The sequence below is a fragment of the Blastocatellia bacterium genome, from assembly GCA_035573895.1.
GTDB lineage: Bacteria > Acidobacteriota > Blastocatellia > HR10 > HR10 > DATLZR01.
Genome location: DATLZR010000099.1, coordinates 1 through 21004 on the forward strand (window position 1 = coordinate 1; position 21004 = coordinate 21004).

12 protein-coding genes are annotated in these 21004 nt (G+C 59.8%); 9 read left to right on the plus strand and 3 right to left on the minus strand.

Annotation, left to right across the window (positions count from 1 at the left end; genetic code table 11):
* Positions 1-1124, minus strand: a 1124-nt coding sequence (locus VNM72_09615; protein ID HXF05660.1) for a SpoIID/LytB domain-containing protein, incomplete at its 3' end; no start/stop codon positions are given.
* 120 nt (positions 1125-1244) lie between these two features.
* Positions 1245-1763: a thiol peroxidase gene (gene tpx / locus VNM72_09620; GenBank protein ID HXF05661.1), complete on the minus strand. Its 519-nt coding sequence runs from the start codon at positions 1761-1763 to the stop codon at positions 1245-1247.
* 572 nt (positions 1764-2335) lie between these two features.
* Between tpx and VNM72_09625 the strand changes: the two genes are divergently transcribed.
* The 9 genes from VNM72_09625 (at position 2336) to VNM72_09665 (ending at position 20297) form a co-directional block, all read left to right on the plus strand.
* Positions 2336-6367 (plus strand): FG-GAP-like repeat-containing protein, encoded by a 4032-nt coding sequence (locus VNM72_09625; protein HXF05662.1) that lies wholly within the window; start codon positions 2336-2338, stop codon positions 6365-6367.
* A gap of 257 nt (positions 6368-6624) precedes the next feature.
* Entirely contained in the window at positions 6625-7770 is a 1146-nt protein-coding gene (gene recF / locus VNM72_09630) for a DNA replication and repair protein RecF (GenBank protein HXF05663.1), read from the plus strand.
* Positions 7771-7807: 37 nt separating this feature from the next.
* A complete protein-coding gene (locus tag VNM72_09635; protein ID HXF05664.1) occupies positions 7808-11953 on the plus strand; it encodes a DNA gyrase subunit B in 4146 nt (1381 codons plus the stop codon).
* Positions 11954-12121: 168 nt separating this feature from the next.
* Positions 12122-14050: a uroporphyrinogen decarboxylase gene (hemE, locus tag VNM72_09640; protein ID HXF05665.1), complete on the plus strand. Its 1929-nt coding sequence runs from the start codon at positions 12122-12124 to the stop codon at positions 14048-14050.
* A gap of 73 nt (positions 14051-14123) precedes the next feature.
* On the plus strand, positions 14124-15512 hold the full coding sequence (gene hemN / locus VNM72_09645; protein HXF05666.1) for an oxygen-independent coproporphyrinogen III oxidase: 1389 nt from the start codon (positions 14124-14126) through the stop codon (positions 15510-15512).
* Positions 15513-15597: 85 nt separating this feature from the next.
* Positions 15598-16605: a ferrochelatase gene (gene hemH, locus VNM72_09650; protein HXF05667.1), complete on the plus strand. Its 1008-nt coding sequence runs from the start codon at positions 15598-15600 to the stop codon at positions 16603-16605.
* Entirely contained in the window at positions 16595-17971 is a 1377-nt protein-coding gene (gene hemG, locus VNM72_09655; protein HXF05668.1) for a protoporphyrinogen oxidase, read from the plus strand. Before hemH ends, hemG begins: the two co-directional genes overlap by 11 nt.
* A gap of 141 nt (positions 17972-18112) precedes the next feature.
* The gene (locus VNM72_09660) at positions 18113-18457 is read left to right on the plus strand and encodes a hypothetical protein (protein HXF05669.1); all 345 of its coding nucleotides are present in this window, start codon (positions 18113-18115) and stop codon (positions 18455-18457) included.
* Positions 18458-18752: 295 nt separating this feature from the next.
* Positions 18753-20297: a YifB family Mg chelatase-like AAA ATPase gene (locus VNM72_09665; protein ID HXF05670.1), complete on the plus strand. Its 1545-nt coding sequence runs from the start codon at positions 18753-18755 to the stop codon at positions 20295-20297.
* A 453-nt stretch (positions 20298-20750) separates the two neighbouring features.
* On the opposite strand, the gene rpsU is transcribed toward VNM72_09665, so the two are convergent.
* Positions 20751-20948 carry a 30S ribosomal protein S21 gene (gene rpsU / locus VNM72_09670; GenBank protein HXF05671.1) on the minus strand — a complete coding sequence of 66 codons (198 nt, stop codon included), beginning with the start codon at positions 20946-20948 and terminating at the stop codon, positions 20751-20753.
* Positions 20949-21004: the final 56 nt, after the last annotated feature.

Sequence of the window (21004 nt, forward strand, 5' to 3'; positions counted from 1 at the left end):
ATGCGGCCCGACACGCCACGTTGCAGCGGCTCTAAAGAACGAATAGCTCCGATGTCACAGCCGAGTTTCGTCCTGATCCACTGGCGCAACTCATCCTGGGCAATGGTTGCCTGCCAGCGAAAGAAATCCTGCGTGTCACGATCGGAATCGGGCAAAATCATCTCCCGCAAAGCGGGATCGGCCAGCGAGCAATACGCCGGAGGCTGACTCTCGATCCACAACCGTGCGTGTGCTTCCTCGGTCAGGGGTAAGGGAAACTCCGGAGGGAGTCGCTCCCCATCAAAACAGCCGCCGCGAAGATAGGGAATGTCTCGATCCTGCCAGGCCGTGGAGAACGCCTCAGTCATTCCACCGCAGCATTTGGAAAAGCGTGTATCGGCGACGTCACCTTCGCAGGCGAGGATGAGGCCGTGCGTTGACTGGACCGCTTCCTGAACGGCAGCCTGAGTGATCGGACCAATCCCGCGATACCGCTGACAATGGTCATCGGCGCACACGTCAAAATCGCTATGGCTTTCCCGATCGGTCCAGCGAACAATCTCGATGACATTGCGGCGTGATGGAACCGGTGTCGGGCCCGCACCGAATGAGGGCGACGGCGACTCCGGCGCCTGTCGCCTCCCCTGAGGCGTGGTCGCCATCTCTGCATCAATGGGTCTCCGCCGCCGAAGTTGCGCCACAATCCAGCTCCGCGAGATCATGGCGTGCGCTTTAAGCAGTTCCAGTGGCGACCGAGGATTCATCTCCGATGAGATGACGCTGGCCAGGTAGGATTCCAGGGGAATTTCGTTGAGAACGAGGCATGTCCCTGTCGGTTGAGCACGGAGGCGAAGGTGTCCCTCAAATCGCTCTCTTTCCTCCCGCTGCCAGTGAAAACCTCTGCCAATGGTGATATGCTCCAGGGCAAAAACACTGTGGGAGTCTTGGGGCACGAGGGTGAGTTCCGCACTGCTCTGGAGGAGCTTCCCCTGCACGTCATGCAGGTCAAGCCGGTCAGGGCCGATCGCGATCACCTGGTAGTGACCGGGGCCGAGAACTTTCGGACCGCAGGTGAATGGGCCTTCCAGGGTGATCTCGGCCCGCAGCACATCCCATTGCAGGCCGACGCGCAGCGTGGGTTCCACGGAATTCGTGATGAAAGGTGTTTGGGTCTCCACGCACCAATCGAGAGTATCGGGAGCGCGGCTGGCCTGAGGTCAGGGCGATCCGCACTCCCGCAGTGAATCGGTCGAAGCAAGCTTCGTTCAGGACGAAGCGGCCTGGCGTGCCGCCTCCAGGGCTGCTTCGTAATTGGGATGATCGGCGATCTCCTTGACGTACTCGACGTACCGTACCACGTCGTCTTTGTCCACGACGAAGATCGCCCGCGATGTCAGACGCAATTCTTTGATGAGCGTGCCATAGGCGGTGGCGAAGGAGGCGTCTCGATGGTCGGAATAGCACTTGACGCGGTCCACGCCGGCAGCGCCGCACCACCGCTTCTGAGCGAACGGCAGATCCATGCTCACGGTGAGGATTTCGACACCGGGCAGCTTGGCGGCTTCCTCGTTAAAGCGCCTTGTCTGCGCATCGCAAACCGGCGTGTCGAGCGATGGCACCGAGCTAATAATCCTCACCGTGCCGCTGGTTGAGCTGAAGCGAAACGGTGTGAGATCGCTGGTCAGCACGGTGAAATCGGGAGCTTTGTCGCCGGGTTTAATCTCCGGTCCCACGAGCGTCAACGGATTTCCCCGGAGCGTGACGGCTCCTGCGCGCTCTGTCATATCAATCCTCCTTTGTCCACAAGATTAGACTCGACGGCCCGCCGTCGAGAGGCTCTATTGTCGTATAGATCGGCAGAGATGGCAACCGGAGAGAGTTCCGAGCGGAGTGGGAATGGCCCGTGATCCCTTGGCGAAAGCCACAGAGCGCAGCCTGGCCTTCAGAGCGACGCCGGCAGGGCGCACGGTGTTATCCGAGAATGTGACACGAATTTCCAGTTGACACTGATGCATATCGGCTTTAGTATAGCAGGTGTCACAGTTGGGTGACCGGCGAGGTCAGCGAGATCGCCGGGAACGCAGGAAAAGAACCATGTCGAAACGATCGTTGCTTCAGGAAGGCGCTCAGTGTGACAACGGTCCCCGGGCTTTCAGCAGCATCGGGAAGCCACAGTCATTTGCCTCAACAGATGAGGGAAGACCACCTTCCGCAGGTGAAGCACCGAGTGCGGTCCGAGCGCAGGCGGGCATCCGCATCTGCAGGGGCGAATGGGCGGACATACCTGTCAAACAATGAATTCAAATCTCGCAGTTCCACATCAAAACCGGGAAATCCGAATTCAGGAGAGGAGACTATGAAGAGCTGGCGGTCTGCACGATTCTCACTGGTGGGGCTTCTCATCCTGGTTGTCGTCGCTGTGGTGCCAGTGGCCCTCACCGGATCCACCGGGAGCGACAAGTCCCTTTCATCGGGCAAGCGGGCGATCGTCCCCTCGCGTTCCATCACGCTTCACGCGCGTCATCGCGGCTGGCCGCGCCTGGCTTTTGATGATGCCGCCGATGAGGATGCTGACGCGGCAGCCCCTCCGGAGCTATTGCCCCGGCTGGCGGCGGAGCGTTCGAGCCCGCTCCCCCTGGCCGAGAGTGTAACGGTGACCGATCCCCGGTCGCTGGCTCGTGGAGACCTTAACGGGGATGGCGTCGGTGATTTGCTCGTCCTTTCCACCAGCGATGGTCACCGTCACCTCACCGTGCGATGGGGAGCGTCCCACGGGAAATTTGCGCCGGGACTGTCCTACGAGATTCCCGTGGCCGATCCGGTCGGTGAGGTGGTGGATGATTTCTCCCTCGATGGGATTGCCGATGTTGCGGTGGTGGGATCGCAGCAGGGGATGCTCCTAGTGAGTGATGGCGTCGGGGGATTCACTCAGGCCCTTACCTTCGCCACCGGGGAGAGAATTCGAGCTGTCACCGGTGGTGACCTCGACGGAGACGGTCGTCCCGATCTGATCCTCGTGGGAGAGGGACCGACTCGACTGGTTTTGCTCAGTGAGAGTGGAGCCAGTGGCTTCACCTCTGCCCGGACCGTACCCTTCGCTCCGGTGCGACAGGCCGCTCGGCCGCACGCTGTGCGCACGGCCGATCTTGACGCCGATGGATATCTCGATGTCATCGTTGCTACGGGTGGCGCCACAGCCGGTGTGACGATTTTCTTCGGCTCGGCCGATGGCGGCGTGCTTCCTCCGCTGGACCTCGATGTGCCCGCGACCGGCCAGCCGGTTGATCTGGCGGTGGCGGATTTTGATTTTGATCGGCTTCGAGATATCGTGCTCAGCACGCGGACAGGAGACGTGCTTCTCCTTCGGCAAAAAAGGAACCGCCATTTTGCGGTCTCGACAGCGGTGGCTCTGGGAGGAAGGCCGACTTCGCTCGTGACGGGACAGTTCGACAGCGATGGCTATCCCGATCTGGCGCTCGCCTTGCCTGGGGAAAATCGCGTTGTTGTGTTGCTCAGCGATGGGCAGGGGGGATTTTCGTCGCCCATCGTGCTCGATGTCGAGAGCGAGCCGGTCACGTTGCTCGCCGCCCGGTTCAATCGGGACGCGCTCGATGATCTCGCCATCGGCAAGCGGAGCGGTCGAGGTCTCGTCCTCGCGCTGACGTCCGCTTCGACCATTACCGTCACGACAACCGCTGACGTCGTCGCCGATGACGGCCAGGTATCACTCCGAGAAGCCATCACCATCGCCAATGAAAATCCCGGCCCGGACGTCATCGCTTTTAACCTTCCAGCGAGCGAAGCCGCCTCTGGTGTCTTCACCATCACGGTCAACGGTTCTCTCGGCCCCCTTCCTGCACTGAGCAGCGGAGGCACGACCATTGATGGGACAACGCAGCCGGGATTCGCTGGACGACCGATCATTGTCCTGAACGGACGAAGTGCAGGCCTGGCCGACGGACTCAAGATCACGTCGTCGCTGAATGTCGTTGCGGGGCTTGTCATCAATGGCTTCCTCGGCAGCGGCGTCAAGATCATCGTGGATCCTCCGGAATCGGGAACGGCCACGGGCAATATCGTCCGCGGATGCTACATCGGGACGGACGCCAGCGGACAGACGAGCGTCGGCAACGGGTTGTTCGGTGTCCTCATCACGCGCAATCGCACGCAGGCCAATACGATTGGCGGCACGACGCCAGCCGACCGTAACGTCATCTCCGGCAACGGCAGCAACGGGATCGAACTCGATTTCCCCACGTTTGGGAATCTCATCCTGGGCAACTACATCGGGACCACGGCCGATGGATCCCGGCCGCTTCCCAACGGAGGGGCGGGCATTTTCATCAGCGGCGCGCGCGACAACCAGATCGGCGGACGCGACCCCGGCGGGGGCAATGTTATCTCGGGCAATACCGGCAGCGGGGTCGAGATCGTGGGAGTGTCCGGTAATACCGTCGCCGGGAATTTCATCGGCACCGATGCCACGGGCACGCGGGCTCTCGGGAACGGATCCGACGGTGTCAGTATCAACGGCGATGCTCACAACAATACCGTTGGTGGGCTCTCCGCCGGAGCCCGGAACGTCATCTCGGGAAATTCGGCGAACGGAGTGAAGATCGCCCGGAGTCTGTCCAACGAAGTGATCGGCAACATCATCGGGACCGACCACACCGGCACAGCCGCCCTTCCCAATGGCGGCAGTGGAATCCTCGTCACCGCCGGTTCGCAAAATAACACCATTGGAGGAATTGATCCTTCGGCGGCGAACCTCATCGGCGGCAATACCGGCGATGGCGTCACGCTGGCGGGCGCAGCCGTGAGCAATATCGTCGCCGGGAACTTGATCGGGACCAACGACGCCCAAGGCACCGTCCGTCTCGGCAACTCGGGAAATGGCGTAAACATCATCGGGGCGCAGAACAATACCATACTGGGCAATACGATCGCCTATAACACGGGAGCGGGCGTGCAGGTCCTCAGCAGCGATACCGTCGTGAGTCAGGGCAATCGCATCTCCTGCAATTCCACTTTCGCCAACGGCGGTCTGGGCATTGACCTCAACGGCGATGGGGTGACGCTCAACGATGCCGGTGACCTGGATACCGGCCCGAACAAGCTGATGAATTTCCCCGTGGTGACCGAGGTGAGCCCGGTCGCCGGTGGGGTCGTGCTGCGCGGACGGCTCGATGGCGGCAATCCGGCGGGGGCGCGTGTCGAGGTTTTCCTTGCGGATCCCGACCCATCGTCCTTTGGCGAAGGGAAAGTTTGTCTGGCCCGCGAGGTCATCCCGGCCAGTGACGGCACGTTCGCGGTGACAATTGCCGGATTCTCAGCGGATCAGAAATTTACCCTGACGGCGACCGATGACAGCGGCAACACGTCAGAATTTTCCCGAATCGCTCCGCCGGTTGACAATGAGCCCCCGCTGGTGCGCGTCACGGCACCTAATGGCGGCGAACTGGTGATCGCCGGAACCGTGGTCGCCATCACGTGGGTCTCGTCCGACAATGTCGGCTTGCAAGCCCACGTTCTGGCGCTCTCGCTCGATAGTGGGCGCACCTGTTCGATCCCCATCGCCCGCGTGGGAGGTGATGTTCAGGCCTTCGCCTGGCGCGTTCCCGAAGATCTCACGTCGCCCTCGGCGCGCGTGTGCGTCACGGCTGTAGATCAGTTCGACAATCGAGCGACTGACATCAGTGATGGAGATTTCATCATCGCCCGCGAGGATCGGGAGCCGCCGCTCGTGCGCGTTCTCAGCCCCAATGGTGGCGAGACGATTGCCGCCGCCGGGCAGTTCCTCATTCGCTGGGAGGCCAGCGATAACGTCGGCATTGCGTCCTGCGATGTACTCTTCTCGGCGGATGGCGGAGCGAGCTTCAATCCCATTGCGGAACGGCTGGCGAGCGATGTCCGATCCCTGCTGTGGAATGTTCCGGCGAACCTGACGACGACGCGCGGGCGCATCCTCGTGCGCTGCCGCGATCTGGCGGGCAACCTCGGTCAAGACAATAGCGATGCCGACTTTTCCGTTGATAGCCGTGAGCCCACCGTCAGTGGCGTCACGGTGGAGGATTACAACGGTCCGGCAGTCTCCTTCCTGGCGCGAGAAACGATCACCATCCGCTGGACGGCATCGGATGACATCGCCATTGCCTTCCAGCGAATCGAACTCTCGCGCGATGGCGGCCAGACTTTCGAGCCCTTGCGCGATATGAGCGGCAATATCGTCGGCGATAACATTGCGCCCGAAGCCCGATCCTTCCGGTGGACGATCCCTGTGGGCACGCGAACCAATGATGGGCGCTTCCGCGTCACCGTCGTGGATCGGACCGGCAAGACGGGATCGGCGCTGTCGGCCCGCATCTTCATCATCAGCTCGCCGTACTAAAGGACTGTGCCGACTCCGTGGCCTGCTGTCGGTACACACACGCTTGAACGGTCTGCGCTCGGCGTCAAAAACCGAGCGCAGACTGTCTCCTCCGAGATATATGTGTGGACTTTCCCACCTGCGCGTGTGGGCGGAGGGGAAAGTTTGCGTTACGTCTTTCTCCTTGCTCGGCGGAACTCCCTGCTTCTGTCGAGAAGGGACCCGGATGGGGGTGATCGTCCGACCTCATCTGACGCCCTCGGACAACCCATGTGCTCATGCGCATTACGCAGCTCGAACTGAGTCACTTCCGCAATATCCAGGCCGAGCGATTCACTCCCGGACCGGGGATCAATTTTCTCATCGGTGACAATGCCCAGGGAAAGACGAGCCTCCTCGAAGCCATTTACGTGCTGGCGCGGGGACACTCCTTCCGCAGCCCGAGGGTGAGCGATGTCATCAGCTATGGAGAAACGCAAACCGTCGTCCGTGCCGTTGTCGCCAGCAATCAACGCCAGAAGGAGGTGGGCGTGGAGATTACCCCTCGCTCCCGGACGTTCGTCGTCAACGGCAAGCGCCAGCCGCTCGGTCGCTACCTTGGTCAGCTTGTCGTCTTCCTCTCCTCGCTCGAACGAATGGAGATCATCCGGGGCGAACCGGAGCACCGACGCCGATTCCTCGACGAAGGGATCGTGACGATTGATCCAACCTATGCGGCGACGCTCGACCGCTATCACCGCATTCTGAAAAACAAGAATCGTCTCCTGAAGATGGCATCCGAGAGCGATGAGCCCCATCGGTATACCGATCAGATTGAAGTGTGGAATGAGCAACTGGTTGAGGTCGGAACGATTGTTCACGAGAAACGACTGCGATACGTGCACGAGTTGAGTTGCGTCCTCGAAGGTCGCCTCTTTGGAGTGGAACAGATCACGCTTCGTTATGTCAGCTCGCTGGAGGCTCACGGGGATGTTCGGACCCACTACCGGGAGCTTTTCGCCGAGCGATTGCGGGTGCGCCAGCAAGCGGAAGTGGCCGTGGGATATGCGCTGGTGGGGCCCCATCGGGACGATCTGGAAATTCAATTTAATGGCCGGGATCTCAGACACTATGGGAGCCTCGGTCAACAGCGTAGTGCTCTGATAATTCTTGATTTAGCCCAGATGAGCGTCTATAATAAGGCGTTTGACGAAAGCGCTATTTTTCTCATTGACGATGTGGATGCCGAACTGGATCACCGGCGGATCGAGCGCCTGCTGGACCGGCTGGAGGGGCAGGGGCAAAGTTTCATCACTACCTCCAAACGGGAGGTGGTGGGACCGCCTTCTGCATGCCGACGGGTCTTTTTGCTTGAGGCAGGTCACCTGCGGCCGGAGGAAGCATCAGTGACCCCATCGCAACTGAAGAACGCGCCAAGTGCTTGATGTGGAGGGTGAGTCTATGGCCAGAAGCAAAAAGCAGATGACAGAGAAGGAAACGTCCGTTGTCGCTCAGGAGAGCAGTGCGCCGGCCGATGATGGGTATACGGCCAGCTCGATCACCATGCTCGAAGGACGCGAGGCCGTGCGCAAGCGTCCTCACATGTACATCGGGCCGACCAACGAGCAAGGATTGCACCACATGGTCTATGAGGTCGTTGACAACTCGATTGACGAGGCGTTGGCCGGCTTTTGTGACCGCGTGGATGTCATCATTCACGTGGACAATTCGATCACGGTGATTGACAACGGACGGGGAATTCCGGTGGAAAAGCATCCGACGGATAAGAAGGGTCGTTCGGCTGCTGAAGTCGTTATGACCGAGCTGCACGCCGGAGGCAAGTTCGATACCAACGCCTATAAGGTATCCGGCGGCGTGCACGGCGTCGGCGTCAGTTGCGTCAATTTTCTTTCCGAGTGGCTGCGATTGGAGATTTGGCGCGATGGGGGCGTTTACGAGCAAGAATATGTCCGGGGAGTGCCCACCGGCCCGCTCAAGAAAACCGGTGTGACGAAACGGCGGGGAACCAAGATCACCTTCAAACCGGATCCGGAAATCTTCGAGACGACCGAATTCAGCTTTGAGCTGCTGGCCCAGCGCCTGCGCGAGAAAGCGTTTCTCAACAAGGGCGTCTTCATCACTCTGACCGATGAGCGCACGACCCCCGAGAGGAGAAGCGAATTTCACTATCAGGGGGGAATCGCCGAATTCGTGCGCCATTTGAATAAGAACAAGAACGTGCTTCATGACGACGTCATCTCATTCGAGACCGAGCGTGATGGTGTATCCATTGAAGTGGCGCTCCAGTATAACGACACCTATTCGGAGACGGTTTTCTCCTTCGCCAACAACATCAACACCGTGGATGGCGGGACGCATCTGACGGGTTTTCGCACGGCTCTGACGCGCACGCTCAATCAATACGCCCAGACGATGGGCTTGATGAAAGATTTCAAAGAGAATCTCGTTGGTGAAGATGTGCGAGAAGGTCTGGTGGCGGTCATCAGCGTGAAGATCCCCCAGCCGCAGTTCAAAGGGAATGAGAAGCGCGAGCTGCTCAATCCGATTGCCGGGCTCGTGCAGTCGTTTGTCTCCGAGCAACTGGGGCTTTATTTTGAGCGATATCCCAAGGTAGCGAAGGCGATTTTGACCAAAGCGATAGATGCCGCTCGGGCCCGCGAAGCGGCGCGCAAAGCCCGCGACCTGACCCGTCGCAAAAGCGCGCTCGATGGAGGGAGCGGCCTGCCGGGGAAACTCGCCGATTGCCAGGAACGTGATCCGGCTCAGTGCGAGTTGTTCGTCGTTGAGGGAGACAGCGCCGGGGGCTCGGCCAAGATGGGACGCGACCGTCGCTTCCAGGCCATCCTTCCCCTCAAAGGAAAAATCCTCAACGTGGAGAAAGCCCGCTTCGACAAGATGCTCAGTCATGGGGAGATTCGCGCCCTCATCACGGCTTTGGGTACAGGTATTGGGAAAGATGATTTCGACATCTCCAAGCTCCGTTACCATCGAATCATCATCATGAGTGTGGATGGCGAGGAACCGGTCCTCGTGCGAAACCCCGAAGGCCAGATCCGTTCTGAAAAGGTCGGGGACTTCATTGATCGGCTCTTCGTCACTGGTGATGATCCCACGGCGTATGAAGTCCTCTGCTTCGACCCGAGGACAGGGGCCGTCCGGTTTAAGCCGATCCGATCCGTCATTCGCCATAGCCACGACACGCCTCTTTACGAAATCGAGACCGCCTACGGGCGGCGCGTTCGAGTCACCGGCGAACATAGCGTATTCGTCGCAGGAAGCGATGGAAAACCCCAACTCAAGCGGGGGGACCAGATCGGGGTGGGCGACCTGCTTGTCGTACCGGGATGGCTGCCCTTACCCGACCAGAACGATGAGCGACTCGACATCATGAAGCTCCTGGTCGAAGCCGAAAGTGATGTCGCGCATGGGCTCACGGCGCGTGGGCCGGGTATTGAGGAGTACTACCGGAAGAAGGTTCGCGAGGCTTATGCCCGGCAGTGGGATATGATCGAGCCTGGGGTTGACAGTGCAGCGGATGAGAATTTGCTCCGGACCAAGCGCCTCGGATTGGGGCTGAGCCTCGGCGAGGTGGCGACCGCTGCCGGCGTGCGCCAACCGGTAACGTGTTCCCGGTGGGAGAGTGGGAAGTCACGGCCAACGCGAGGCTCCTTTGTGCGGTATGTCACGGCGTTGCCCCTTGAGCCAGAGGCGATCTTCTCCCACGATCGGGCGGGTGAGAGCCGGCTGGATCACATCTGGACGGCTCAGTATCGGGGCGCGTCGAGGGATCGAGTCACGCCCTCCATTGACCTGGCGGAGTTAAGCCCGCAAGACCTTCCGTTGCTTGGAGAGGACGTCTGGTTGACGCCTCGACATCACGAGCATCTGCGAGTCCCGCGTTATCTCCCCGTGAACGAGGCCCTGATGATGCTTCTGGGATTCTTCCTGGCTGAAGGTTCGGTGAGCCGGCGTGCGGGCGTGCGGTTTGCCATTGGCCGGCGCAATGAGGCCCGTCTGCCGGAACTTGACGCCGCCGTGAGTGATCTATTTGGGATCAGGCCGACCTTTTACCGATCCTCCCGTCGGGTGGGCGAGCTTCGCATCGCCAATCGAGTGATTGAGGCTTTCTTCCGGGTTCTGTTTGGTCCCGGAGAGATTGAGTCGGGGTCGAAGCGGATTCCTGACCTTGTCTTTAATGTCCGACCTGAGCTTCGTCTTGCGTTCCTGCGCGGTTATTTCCTCGGTGACGGGACGATTGGAAAGGATAAGATTGCGTTCACGACCTCCTCAGAGCGGCTCGCCAGCGACCTCGCTTACCTGCTGCTGTCGCTTGGCGTGATGGCATCAATTTCGCGGCGGGAGCCATCGGGTCAAACGGGCGGGATGGCCCAGGGCCGACTGGCGCCACGCCCGGTTTATACCGTGACGATCAGTCACCGATCCGATCTGGCCCGGTTGGAATCGGTCTGGAGGGATCACCCGGCCGCCCCCACCCTGAGACAGCATTTGCGGGTCGAATCAGGCGCAGCCCGAGGGCCGGAGAAGGTGAGAAAACTGGAGGGCGATCTGCTGGGTTTGCCGGTGCGGGCCGTGCGCCAGGTCAGGCCGAGTCGCGGATGGGTCTACGATTTCTCCGTTGACGGGGATGAGACATTCATCTGCGGCACGGGTGGCGTTTGCTGTCACAATACCGACGCCGATGTTGATGGAAGTCACATCCGCACGTTGCTTCTGACATTCTTTTACCGGCAGATGCCGGAGCTGATCGAACGCGGACATCTTTACATCGCTCAGCCTCCTCTGTTCAAAGTGAAGCGCGGAAAAACGGAACGGTACGTCCGAGATGAAAAGGAAATGACCAGTTACCTTATGCGCAAAGCCGCCGAGGAAATTAAGCTCCTCTGCGGCAAGCGAGAGATCGAAGGCCGCGAACTGGCCCGCTGGTTGGAGAAGTTGGTCGAGTTCAACGGCTATCGAGAGAAGCTCGATCGCCGGTTGCACGACCGTCGGCTGGTAGAGATCGTCCTGGACGCCCTGGTGGGGAAGCGGGGCGTGTTGACGCCGGGAATGAGCCTTCATCGGTTGTTTGAGTCGGAGAACTCACTCTACCGGATCGCGAAGGTGCTGGATGAAGCCGGATACGAGACCGAGCTTGTGCAGGATGAAGAGCACGGACTGTATGGACTCGCCATCACCACCCTGGGCGGTGGTCGCGTCTACCTGGATTGGGAACTGGCGACGCGGATGGAGTTTCAAAAGGCCGTGGGACTTTACCGCGAACTGGCCGAAGTGATTGCGCCGCCGGTGAAAATCATCGAAAACGGCACGCCGCTCACCGTCTCGTCGCGGGACGAGCTTCTGGAGCGGGTCCTCACTATCGCCAAAAAGGATGTGACGATTCAACGCTATAAGGGCCTGGGCGAGATGAATCCGGAACAGTTGTGGGAGACGACGATGGACCCCGAGCGGCGCACCATTGTTCAGGTTCGCATCGAGGACGCCGTCGAAACCGACGAGATTTTCACCATTCTCATGGGTGACGCCGTGGAGCCTCGGCGCAAGTTCATCGAGGAGCACGCCCTCGACGTGCGAAATCTCGACATCTGAGCCCGCCTTTCGGAAGGCGTAACAGCTTCCCTGCGGGAAGCGTCGGCACGGGATTCACCCGTTGAACGAGGCGAGGCCCACCCTTTCTTGTTCTTGACGGTCCTCGAGCGGCCCCCTACACTTCTTGTTCATGCGTCGCGTGAGGATGTCGGGAGGACGATTTCTGCTGTGAACGGTGCTTGTGCCAACGGGGCGAGCGCAGCTCCGAGGGTTCTGGTTACCCGTGCGCATGGGCAAGCGGAGGAATTCGGAGCAGCCCTTCGTCGGTTCGGACTCGAGCCGATTTTTTTACCGACGATCGAGGTCACCGAGCCGGAGTCGTGGGAGGCGTGCGATCGTGCCATCGCCGAGTTGGCCGACTACACCGATCTGATTTTCACCAGTGCCAACGGAGTGCGCTTTTTCCTCGATCGCTGCCAGCGCTTTCTCGATGTGACTCTGCTCGCCGGCAAGACCTTTCACGCCGTCGGGATCAAGACACAAAGGGCCATCCAATCATACGGGTTCACCGTCAGTGCACTACCGGATCGGGCCACTGCTCGAGACCTGGCGGAGCGAATCGCCGCTCATCCGCAGTCGGTGGAGAAACGATTCCTTTTTCCTCACGGGGACCTGAGCGATGAGGCATGGGTTCACGAGCTGATCGCTCGTGGGGTGAGGATTGATCCCGTCGTCGTCTACCGAACGGTGAAGGCAAATGTCACCCCCGAACAGAGGGAAGCCGTCCGACGGATGCTCTATCGGGGAGAAATCGCGGTGGTGAGTTTTTTCAGCCCGTCGGCGGTGAGACATTTTCTCGATCTGTTTCCGGATTTTCTCCAGCGGGCAACGGCCCATATAGCCGTCATCGGAGAAACGACGGCGCGAGCCTGCCAGGCGGCGGGCCTGACGGTCACGATCCGCGCGGGAGAGACCCGCGACGAGGCCACCGCTGAAGCCCTCGCGCGATCCATCCGGGAAGCTCTCACCATTGCTCAGCCCATCGTCCGGGCGGAGCAGAACCCGGGACCCCGGAACGATCTTTTCCTTCGCGCCTGCCGCCGGGAGCCCACCGAACGCACCCCCATCTGGCTCATGCGCCAGGCCGGTCGGTATCTGCCGGAATATCGGGCAATCCGACAAAAGTACGATTTTCTCACCATGTGCCGGACGCCGGAGATCGCGGTCGAGGTCACGTTGCAACCCGTTGCGCGGTTTGGCGTGGATGCAGCCATCCTTTTTTCCGACATTCTCCTGGTGGTGGAAGCGATGGGGCTCACGCTGACCATCGAGGAGGATCATGGGCCGCGCATCGAGACGCCCCTTCGCAGCGCGACCGATATCGCGGCGCTCGTCGCTGCCGATCCATCGGAAAAATTGGGCTACGTCCTCGAGGCGATTCGTCTGACCAGGCGCGCACTCGATGGCCGCGTCCCCCTCATCGGATTCGCCGGTGCGCCCTGGACGCTCCTGGCCTATATGCTCGAGGGGAGCGGGACGAAAGATTTCCTTCGAGCCCGAACGTTTCTCTACTCGGAACCGCGACTGGCTCAGGCGGCGCTTGAGAAGATTGCTCATACGGTAGCGAATTTTCTGCTCGCTCAGATTGAAGCGGGGGCCGATGCCGTGCAACTGTTCGATACATGGGCCGGAATGCTGGCCTACGATCAATGGCGCGAGTTCGCCTGCGCGGCCAATCGTCAGGTCATCGAGAGCATCAAGGCGGTGGTGGGCGAGCGCGTCCCGGTGATCCTCTTTTCCAAAGGAACGGGAGCGTGGATCGAGGAGATGCTCGACACGGGCTGTGACGTCGTGAGCCTCGATTGGACGGTGGATCTCGGTTGGGCTCGTGCCCGCGTGCGAGACCGAGCAGCCCTGCAAGGGAATCTCGACCCGGTGATTCTCTTGGCCCCGCCGGAGCGGGTGCAGGAAGAGGCGCGGAAGGTCCTCACTCGATTTGGGCCGGGACATGGCCACATCTTCAATCTCGGTCATGGGGTTTTGCCTTCGACCCCGCTGGAGAATGTGGGCGTGCTGGTGGAAACCGTCAAGAGTGAAAGCCCGAAGTATCACGGCTCCGAGTGTCGCCCCGAGCGCGCGAGCGCCGACAGGGTGTGAAAAGAGTCTCCGTCGGCGACGGAGACGGAGGTTGCTGAGCCCGGCATCCGGGCCATGAGCAGGAGAAAACGATATGAGCGCCGTTGAAACGGTTGACCTCGAGATGCTGAAAAAATATAACCGGCCGGGGCCGCGATACACGAGTTATCCTCCGGCTCCCGCCTTCACCTCCGCCTTCGGGCCTGACGACTTCCGTCGAGCGCTCGAAGAAAACAACGCCTCGGGATCAACGGCGGATCTCTCGCTCTATTTCCACATCCCGTTTTGCGACACGCTCTGCTACTTCTGCGGCTGTACCATGCTGGTGACGCATCGCCCGGAAACGATTCGCCGCTATCTCGATCACATCAAGCGAGAGATCGAGATGGTTCGCGCCTTCATCGCTCCCGGTCGTCGGGTGACACAACTGCACTGGGGTGGGGGGACGCCCTCCTACCTCTCGCCGGATGAGATCCGGGAGCTGGCCGGATTTATCAACGACCGATTCGAATTCGTCGAGGATGCAGAAATCGGCGTCGAGATTGATCCCCGGGGACTGACCTACGACCACATGAAGGCGTTCCGGGAGATGGGGTTCAATCGCATCAGTATGGGCGTGCAGGATTTCGATCCTCGCGTGCAGGCGGCCGTCAACCGAATCCAGCCGGAAGAGATCACCTGTCGAGCGATCGAGTGGTCGCGGGCGCTCGGGTTTGTGAGCATCAATCTCGATTTCATCTACGGGCTGCCCTTTCAAACGCTGCAGTCGTTTGAGCGCACCATCGAGAAGATCATCGCGCTTTCGCCCGACCGCATCGCTGTGTTCAATTTCGCCTACGTCCCCTGGCTCAAGCCCCATCAGCGCCTCATCAAGAAGGAGGATTTACCTGCGCCGGAAGTGAAGCTCCAGATTCTCAAAATGACAATTGAGCGGCTGACCGAAGCGGGCTACGTCTACATCGGCATGGATCATTTCGCCAAACCCGACGATGAGCTGGCCGTGGCGCAGCGGGAGAAGACGCTCTATCGCAATTTCCAGGGATATTCGACGCGGGCCGGGGCCGATCTTTATGCCTTCGGCATGTCAGCCATCAGCCAGTTCCAGAACATCTACGCTCAGAACCTCAAGGAGCTGAAGGAATACTACGCCCGCCTCGATGCGGGGCAATTCGCCACGGCCGTTGGCTATCGGATGACTGAAGATGACATCATCCGTCGCTACGTCATCATGCGGCTCATGTGCGATATGGAGCTGACGAAGATCGAAGTGGAGAATCGCTTCGGCATCATCTTCGACGACTACTTTGCTGATGCGCTGGAAAAGCTGGAGGAATTCGTCGAGGATGGCCTCGTCGAGGTGACCACGGATCGCATCGTTGTTCACCGGATGGGGCGACTCGTCATTCGCAACATTGCCATGTGTTTCGATGCTTATCTGGAGAAGATGATGAGGGAACGGCCCATCTTCTCCCAGACCGTTTGATCTCATGGAGATGTTCCCGCTGGCGACCGTGCGCCGTGGAAACGCTGGCGCCTCAGAAGGCGGTGAGAATACTTTCTGACTCACGATGCCTCCGAACGCGGTCATTTTGCTCAATCTGGGGGGGCCGGATACACTGTCGGCGGTGCAGCCCTTTCTCGTGAATCTCTTCTCCGACCCGGACATCTTCCGCCTTCCTCTGGGAACGGTCGTGCAAAAGCCGCTGGCCCGAATCATTGCTCGGTGGCGAGCCCCGCATGTCGCCGAGCACTATCGAAGAATCGGAGGCGGCTCGCCGATCCTGGCTCACACGCGGGCGCAGGCACAGAGATTGGCCGAGAAGCTCGCCCCTGTTCTCGATGCTGCCGTCTACGTCGGCATGAGGTACTGGCATCCTTTTATCCGGGAGGCGATTGATCAGGCCGTGCAGGAGGGGGCTCGCCGACTCATCCTGCTACCACTCTATCCCCAGTTTTCCTTCACCACCACGGGTTCGAGCCTGCGTGAGGTCGAGCGACTCATCGAGGAGAAACGCCTGACTTCCATCGAGCGCGTGACGATACGGAGTTATCCGGATCATCCGCTCTATGTCCAGGCGGTGGGTGAGCGCATTGTGGAAGCGCTGCGCGAGTTTAGCGATGACGAACTGATGCGCTGGGGTCTAATTTTCAGCGCTCACGGTGTGCCCGTTCGGTTCATCACCGATGGCGATCCGTATCTCGCGGAGACGCAACGATCGGTGGCAGCGGTGCTCGATCATCTGCGGCATCGGCCAGAGGTTGCCCTGGCGGTGAGCCGCGCTCAGACCATTCTTTCTTTCCAGAGCAAGGTAGGTCCGCTGAAATGGCTGGAACCCACGACGGTGGACGCCGTGAAGCGCCTCGCCGAGGAGGGTATTGAGAACCTTGTCGTCGTTCCCATCAGTTTTGTCTCGGATCACGTTGAAACGCTTTATGAGCTGGACATCGAAGTGAGAGAAATCGCGCATCGCTTCGGGATCAAAAAGTTCGTCCTCGTGCGGGCGCTCAACGACTCCGACACCTTCGCCGAAGCGCTCAAGGCACTTGTTCTCGAAGCCATCAGCCATGATGCCTGAAGTGGTCATCATCGGTGCCGGCATTTCCGGTCTCACGGTGGGATTTTTCTTGAAGAAGGCGGGATGGGCCCCGCTCATTCTGGAAGCTGACGCCGAGGTGGGCGGGACGATGAAGAGCCGTCTCATTGACGGGTTCCTCGTAGAATACGGCCCCAATAGCGCCCTCGAAACGACTCCATTATTTCGCCAGCTCTTCGAGGAAACGGGAATCAGTAGCGAGGTCACTTACGCAAATCCTGCGGCGTCGCGCCGGTATATTCTCCGCGACGGTCGGCTTCATCCCCTCCCGCTTCATCCGCTGGCGTTTCTCCGCAGCTCCCTCTGGAGCTTTCGAGGAAAGGTCCGGGTTCTCATGGAACCCTTTCAGCCCCGGGGTCAGGTCGAGGAATCGGTGGCTCAGTTTGTCCGTCGGCGGCTCGGGCAGGAATTGCTCGACTACGCGATCAACCCATTTGTCGCCGGAGTCTATGCCGGCGATCCCGAGCAGCTCAGCATTCGCTACGCTTTTCCCAAGGTATTCGCCCTCGAAGAAAAGTACGGGGGATTGATTCTCGGTGCTCTCCGTGGTCGAAAGGAACGCGCCCGGCGCGACGAGACGGCCAAAGTGTCGGCAGCGATGTTTTCCTTCCGTCAGGGAATGGGCACCTTGCCGCGCGCGCTGGCGTCGTATTTGAGCGGGACGATTCGGTTGAAAACAACGGCTCGGGCGATCTCTTTCTCCGAGGGGAGGTTTCTCGTTGCTGCCGAGTGTGAGGGGAAGGCGGAGACGATCCCGGCGGACATTCTCGTCGTCTCCACTCCGGCTTACCGAGCAGCGGAACTGGTCCGAGGTCTCTCGGAATCACTTGCAGAAACACTCGCCCGAATCCCCTATCCTCCGGTGGCGGAAGTCGTCTTCGGGTATCGCCAGGAGCAGATGGGAATTCCCCTTGATGGGTTCGGTTTCCTGGTGCCGGAAAAGGAACGACGACGTGTTCTGGGAACAATCTGGAACTCGGCCATTTTCCCGAATCGTGCTCCGTCAGGATATGTGGAACTGACCACCTTTGTCGGCGGTGCTCGCTCGCCTGAACTCGTCGGCGTGAGTGATCGGGAATTGATCGAGATCGTCGCCGGGGAACTGGCCGAGATTATGAAGATTTCCGGCCGACCCGACTTCGTCTACATCACCCGATGGGACCGGGCAATTCCCCAGTACACGCTGGGCTACGGCCGGGTTCTGGAAGCCCTTGAGGGAGCGGAACGGTCCTACCCCGGGCTCTATTTTGTGGCGAATTATCGGGGGGGGATTGCCGTGGGCGATTGCGTTCGCAGCGCCCGTGCAACGGCCGAACGAATCGAGCGCGGCCTTGCAGGAAAGACTTGACGCCGGCGGAAGCTCCGGGTGTATAATGAAGCCGCTCCGTATGGGGCGCAACTTCTCGAGACATCGAACAAAGCTTATGACTCGTTTTCCCGGTCCGTCAATCGGACCCTAAAACCCAATCCTGCGTGAAGGAGGGAGGTTATGAAGAAGGTCCTTGCGATTGCGACGCTCTGTCTCTTGATGGCGGGTGTGGTCGCGGCAGCCCAGCAGCAGGAGAAAACTGCCCCGAAACCCGCCCTGAAGACGCATACGGGTGAGGTCGTCTCCGTTGATACGACGAAGAACGAGATCGTCATCAAGCAGCGAACCGGAAAGGAGATGACCTGTCCCCTGGCTGCTGATGTCAAGATCACCAAAGCGCGAAAACAAATCTCGCTCGCCGACGTCAAGCCGGGGGATCGCGTCACCTGCCGCTGCGATGAATCGAGCGGCAAGTGCAGCATCAAGTCCATCAGCGTGCGAGCGGCAGCAGAGACAAAGTCCTAGCTAGAGATTTCCACCCGCTGAGGCGGGTCAGCATCTAGAGGGAGCGAAAGCACGCGGATGCTTCGCTCCCCCTCGGAGCCCTGACCCCATGCCCGTTTCCCGCCGGAATCATGTAGCAGGAGGAAGGCTTTTCATTGCATCGTGCTCGGAAAGTGTTAAATGTTAAATCGGAGCGCGACTTTTCCGGTTTGCTGCCGCACGAGGGCGGGAAAGTCTGTGCCGCAAATATGGCGGGCTTCCCGGTTGAGGAACCGGCGTGAGTGGGAAAGCCTGCGCTCCCTTTTTCGGAGGCGTGATGCTCTTCAAGACGCTGAGCGCAGCAACCTACGGGATTGATGCCTATATCGTTGAGGTTGAAGTGGACCTCTCTCCCCGTGCAGGAGATCAGTCCCAGAGCGTCTTCATCATGGTCGGATTACCCGATGCCGCCATTCGAGAGAGCCGCGAGCGCATCCGGGCAGCCATCACCAATTGCGGCTACTTTTTCCCGGTTCATCGGGTGACGGTAAATCTGGCTCCCGCCGACATCAAGAAAGAGGGATCGAGCTTTGATCTGCCCATTGCCGTCGGGATTCTCGGGGCCAACGGATATGTCGAGGGAACTGCTCTCGGTGATACGTTGCTCACGGGAGAGCTGTCTCTGGATGGTCGGGTGCGCCCGATTCGAGGAGCCTTGCCGATGGCTGTGGCGGCCCGCAGTCGAGGCATCCGGCGCATGATCTTGCCAGAAGAGAACGCCCGCGAAGCCGCCGTGGTGAGCGGCCTGGAGATCTTTCCGGTTAGGACCCTAACTGAGGTCATGGAGATCGTGACGGCGCGGTCGGTCCCTGCACCGCTTCGCCTCGATGTCAATGAACTGCTGGCCGACATCAATCAATACCCGGTGGACTTCAGCGAGGTCAAAGGCCAGCTCCATGCCAAACGGGCGCTGGAGATTGCCTGCGCCGGAGGCCATAACATTCTCATGATCGGCCCGCCAGGCAGCGGAAAAACCATGCTCGCCAAGCGCATTCCCACGATTCTGCCTCCGCTCACCTTTGAAGAAGCCCTCGAGGTGACCAAGATTCACAGCGTCATGGGTATGACCGATACCGGAGGTCTCGTCGTTCGCAGGCCTTTCCGCGCACCGCATCACACCATCAGTGATGCTGGCCTCATCGGAGGAGGAGCCATTCCTCGACCGGGAGAAGTAAGCCTCGCCCACAACGGCGTCCTCTTTCTCGATGAGCTGCCGGAATTCGATCGCAATGTGCTGGAAGTTCTTCGTCAGCCGCTCGAGGATGGGAAGGTGACGATCTCTCGAGCCGCTCTGTCTTTGACCTTTCCGGCACGGTTCATGCTCGCGGCCGCGATGAATCCCTGTCCCTGCGGTTACTGGGGATCATCGCTTCGTTCCTGCCACTGCACGCCGCTCATGATTCAGCGATACCTGTCGAAGATCTCCGGTCCTCTTCTGGATCGCATTGACATTCACATTGAGGTTCCCACGGTTCGCTTCCGCGAGCTGGCAACCGATTTTCCCAGTGAAAGCTCGGCGGCCATCCGCGAACGCGTCGTGCGAGCCCGTCAGCGACAACTGGAACGCTTCAGCGGTGACGGCATCTATTGCAACGCGCAAATGACGCCTCGACTGATTCGCAAATACTGTCGCCTGGATGACGAAGGACAGCGCATTCTGGAGAATGCGATTACTCGCTTGGGATTATCCGCCCGCGCTTATGATCGTATTTTGAAAGTTGGCCGCACCATTGCTGATCTTGAAGAAAGTCAGGACATCGCGGCTCACCATATCTCGGAAGCCGTCCAGTATCGAAGCCTCGATCGGAATTACTGGACCTGATCCCCAACGCATTTCGTGTATTGAGGGGACATCGGGGGAGGCCTCCAGGCGAGAGACGTTGACCCATCTCTGTCCTTGTTTGTTTGGCCGACGTTTTCCTCTCGTCAGAGGAGGGCCTGACCTTTCGTCGCTTGGGCCAGTGTCTCCTCCACCACTCAAGTTCGCGTGAGGGCGAGTCGCCTCCAGGTAAAGAGCTGCCCGATCTTGGATCACCGCTGAAATCAGCTCGTCGTACCATTCTCTCCGGCACCGGCTCCAATGGCGTGCCTGTGCCCGAGGCGAAGGCAGAGCATGCTAATCGGGACGTTTGCACGACCTCTGAAAATGAGGGCATACTGATCCCCCTGGTAGGACGAAGGCGACCCTCGGGGAACAGTGACGCCCTCCCCTTGGTCGAAGAGATGACCCCTTGGGTTTTCTTCCCCCGTAAGTCGCCGTTCAGCTGGCGGGGAATTATTCCGCTTCGCGTTTTTGCCGGCGCCGACTGCGCTTACGCGCCAGAGCCGATTTCAACCGGCGCTTTTCGCCCGGCTTGAGGTAGTAGGAATGCTTCTTGATCTCTTTGATGATGTCTTCTTGTTGGACCCGGCGCTTGAAGCGCCGGAGTGCCATTTCGATTGACTCTCCTTCATTGACGACAATCAGGGCCACTCTCGTTCCAACACCTCCTATGCAAATCTCCTTCGCGAAAAAGGACTATGATTCAA

Bases quoted from the DNA above. Each gene is read 5' to 3' on its own strand.
- VNM72_09660 (HXF05669.1), top strand. From the start codon at position 18,113: ATGAAGAAGGTCCTTGCGATTGCGACGCTCTGTCTCTTGATGGCGGGT.
- VNM72_09625 (HXF05662.1), top strand. From the start codon at position 2,336: ATGAAGAGCTGGCGGTCTGCACGATTCTCACTGGTGGGGCTTCTCATC.
- tpx (HXF05661.1), bottom strand. From the start codon at position 1,763: ATGACAGAGCGCGCAGGAGCCGTCACGCTCCGGGGAAATCCGTTGACG.
- hemN (HXF05666.1), top strand. From the start codon at position 14,124: ATGAGCGCCGTTGAAACGGTTGACCTCGAGATGCTGAAAAAATATAAC.
- hemH (HXF05667.1), top strand. From the start codon at position 15,598: ATGCCTCCGAACGCGGTCATTTTGCTCAATCTGGGGGGGCCGGATACA.
- hemG (HXF05668.1), top strand. From the start codon at position 16,595: ATGATGCCTGAAGTGGTCATCATCGGTGCCGGCATTTCCGGTCTCACG.
- VNM72_09635 (HXF05664.1), top strand. From the start codon at position 7,808: ATGACAGAGAAGGAAACGTCCGTTGTCGCTCAGGAGAGCAGTGCGCCG.
- recF (HXF05663.1), top strand. From the start codon at position 6,625: ATGCGCATTACGCAGCTCGAACTGAGTCACTTCCGCAATATCCAGGCC.
- VNM72_09665 (HXF05670.1), top strand. From the start codon at position 18,753: ATGCTCTTCAAGACGCTGAGCGCAGCAACCTACGGGATTGATGCCTAT.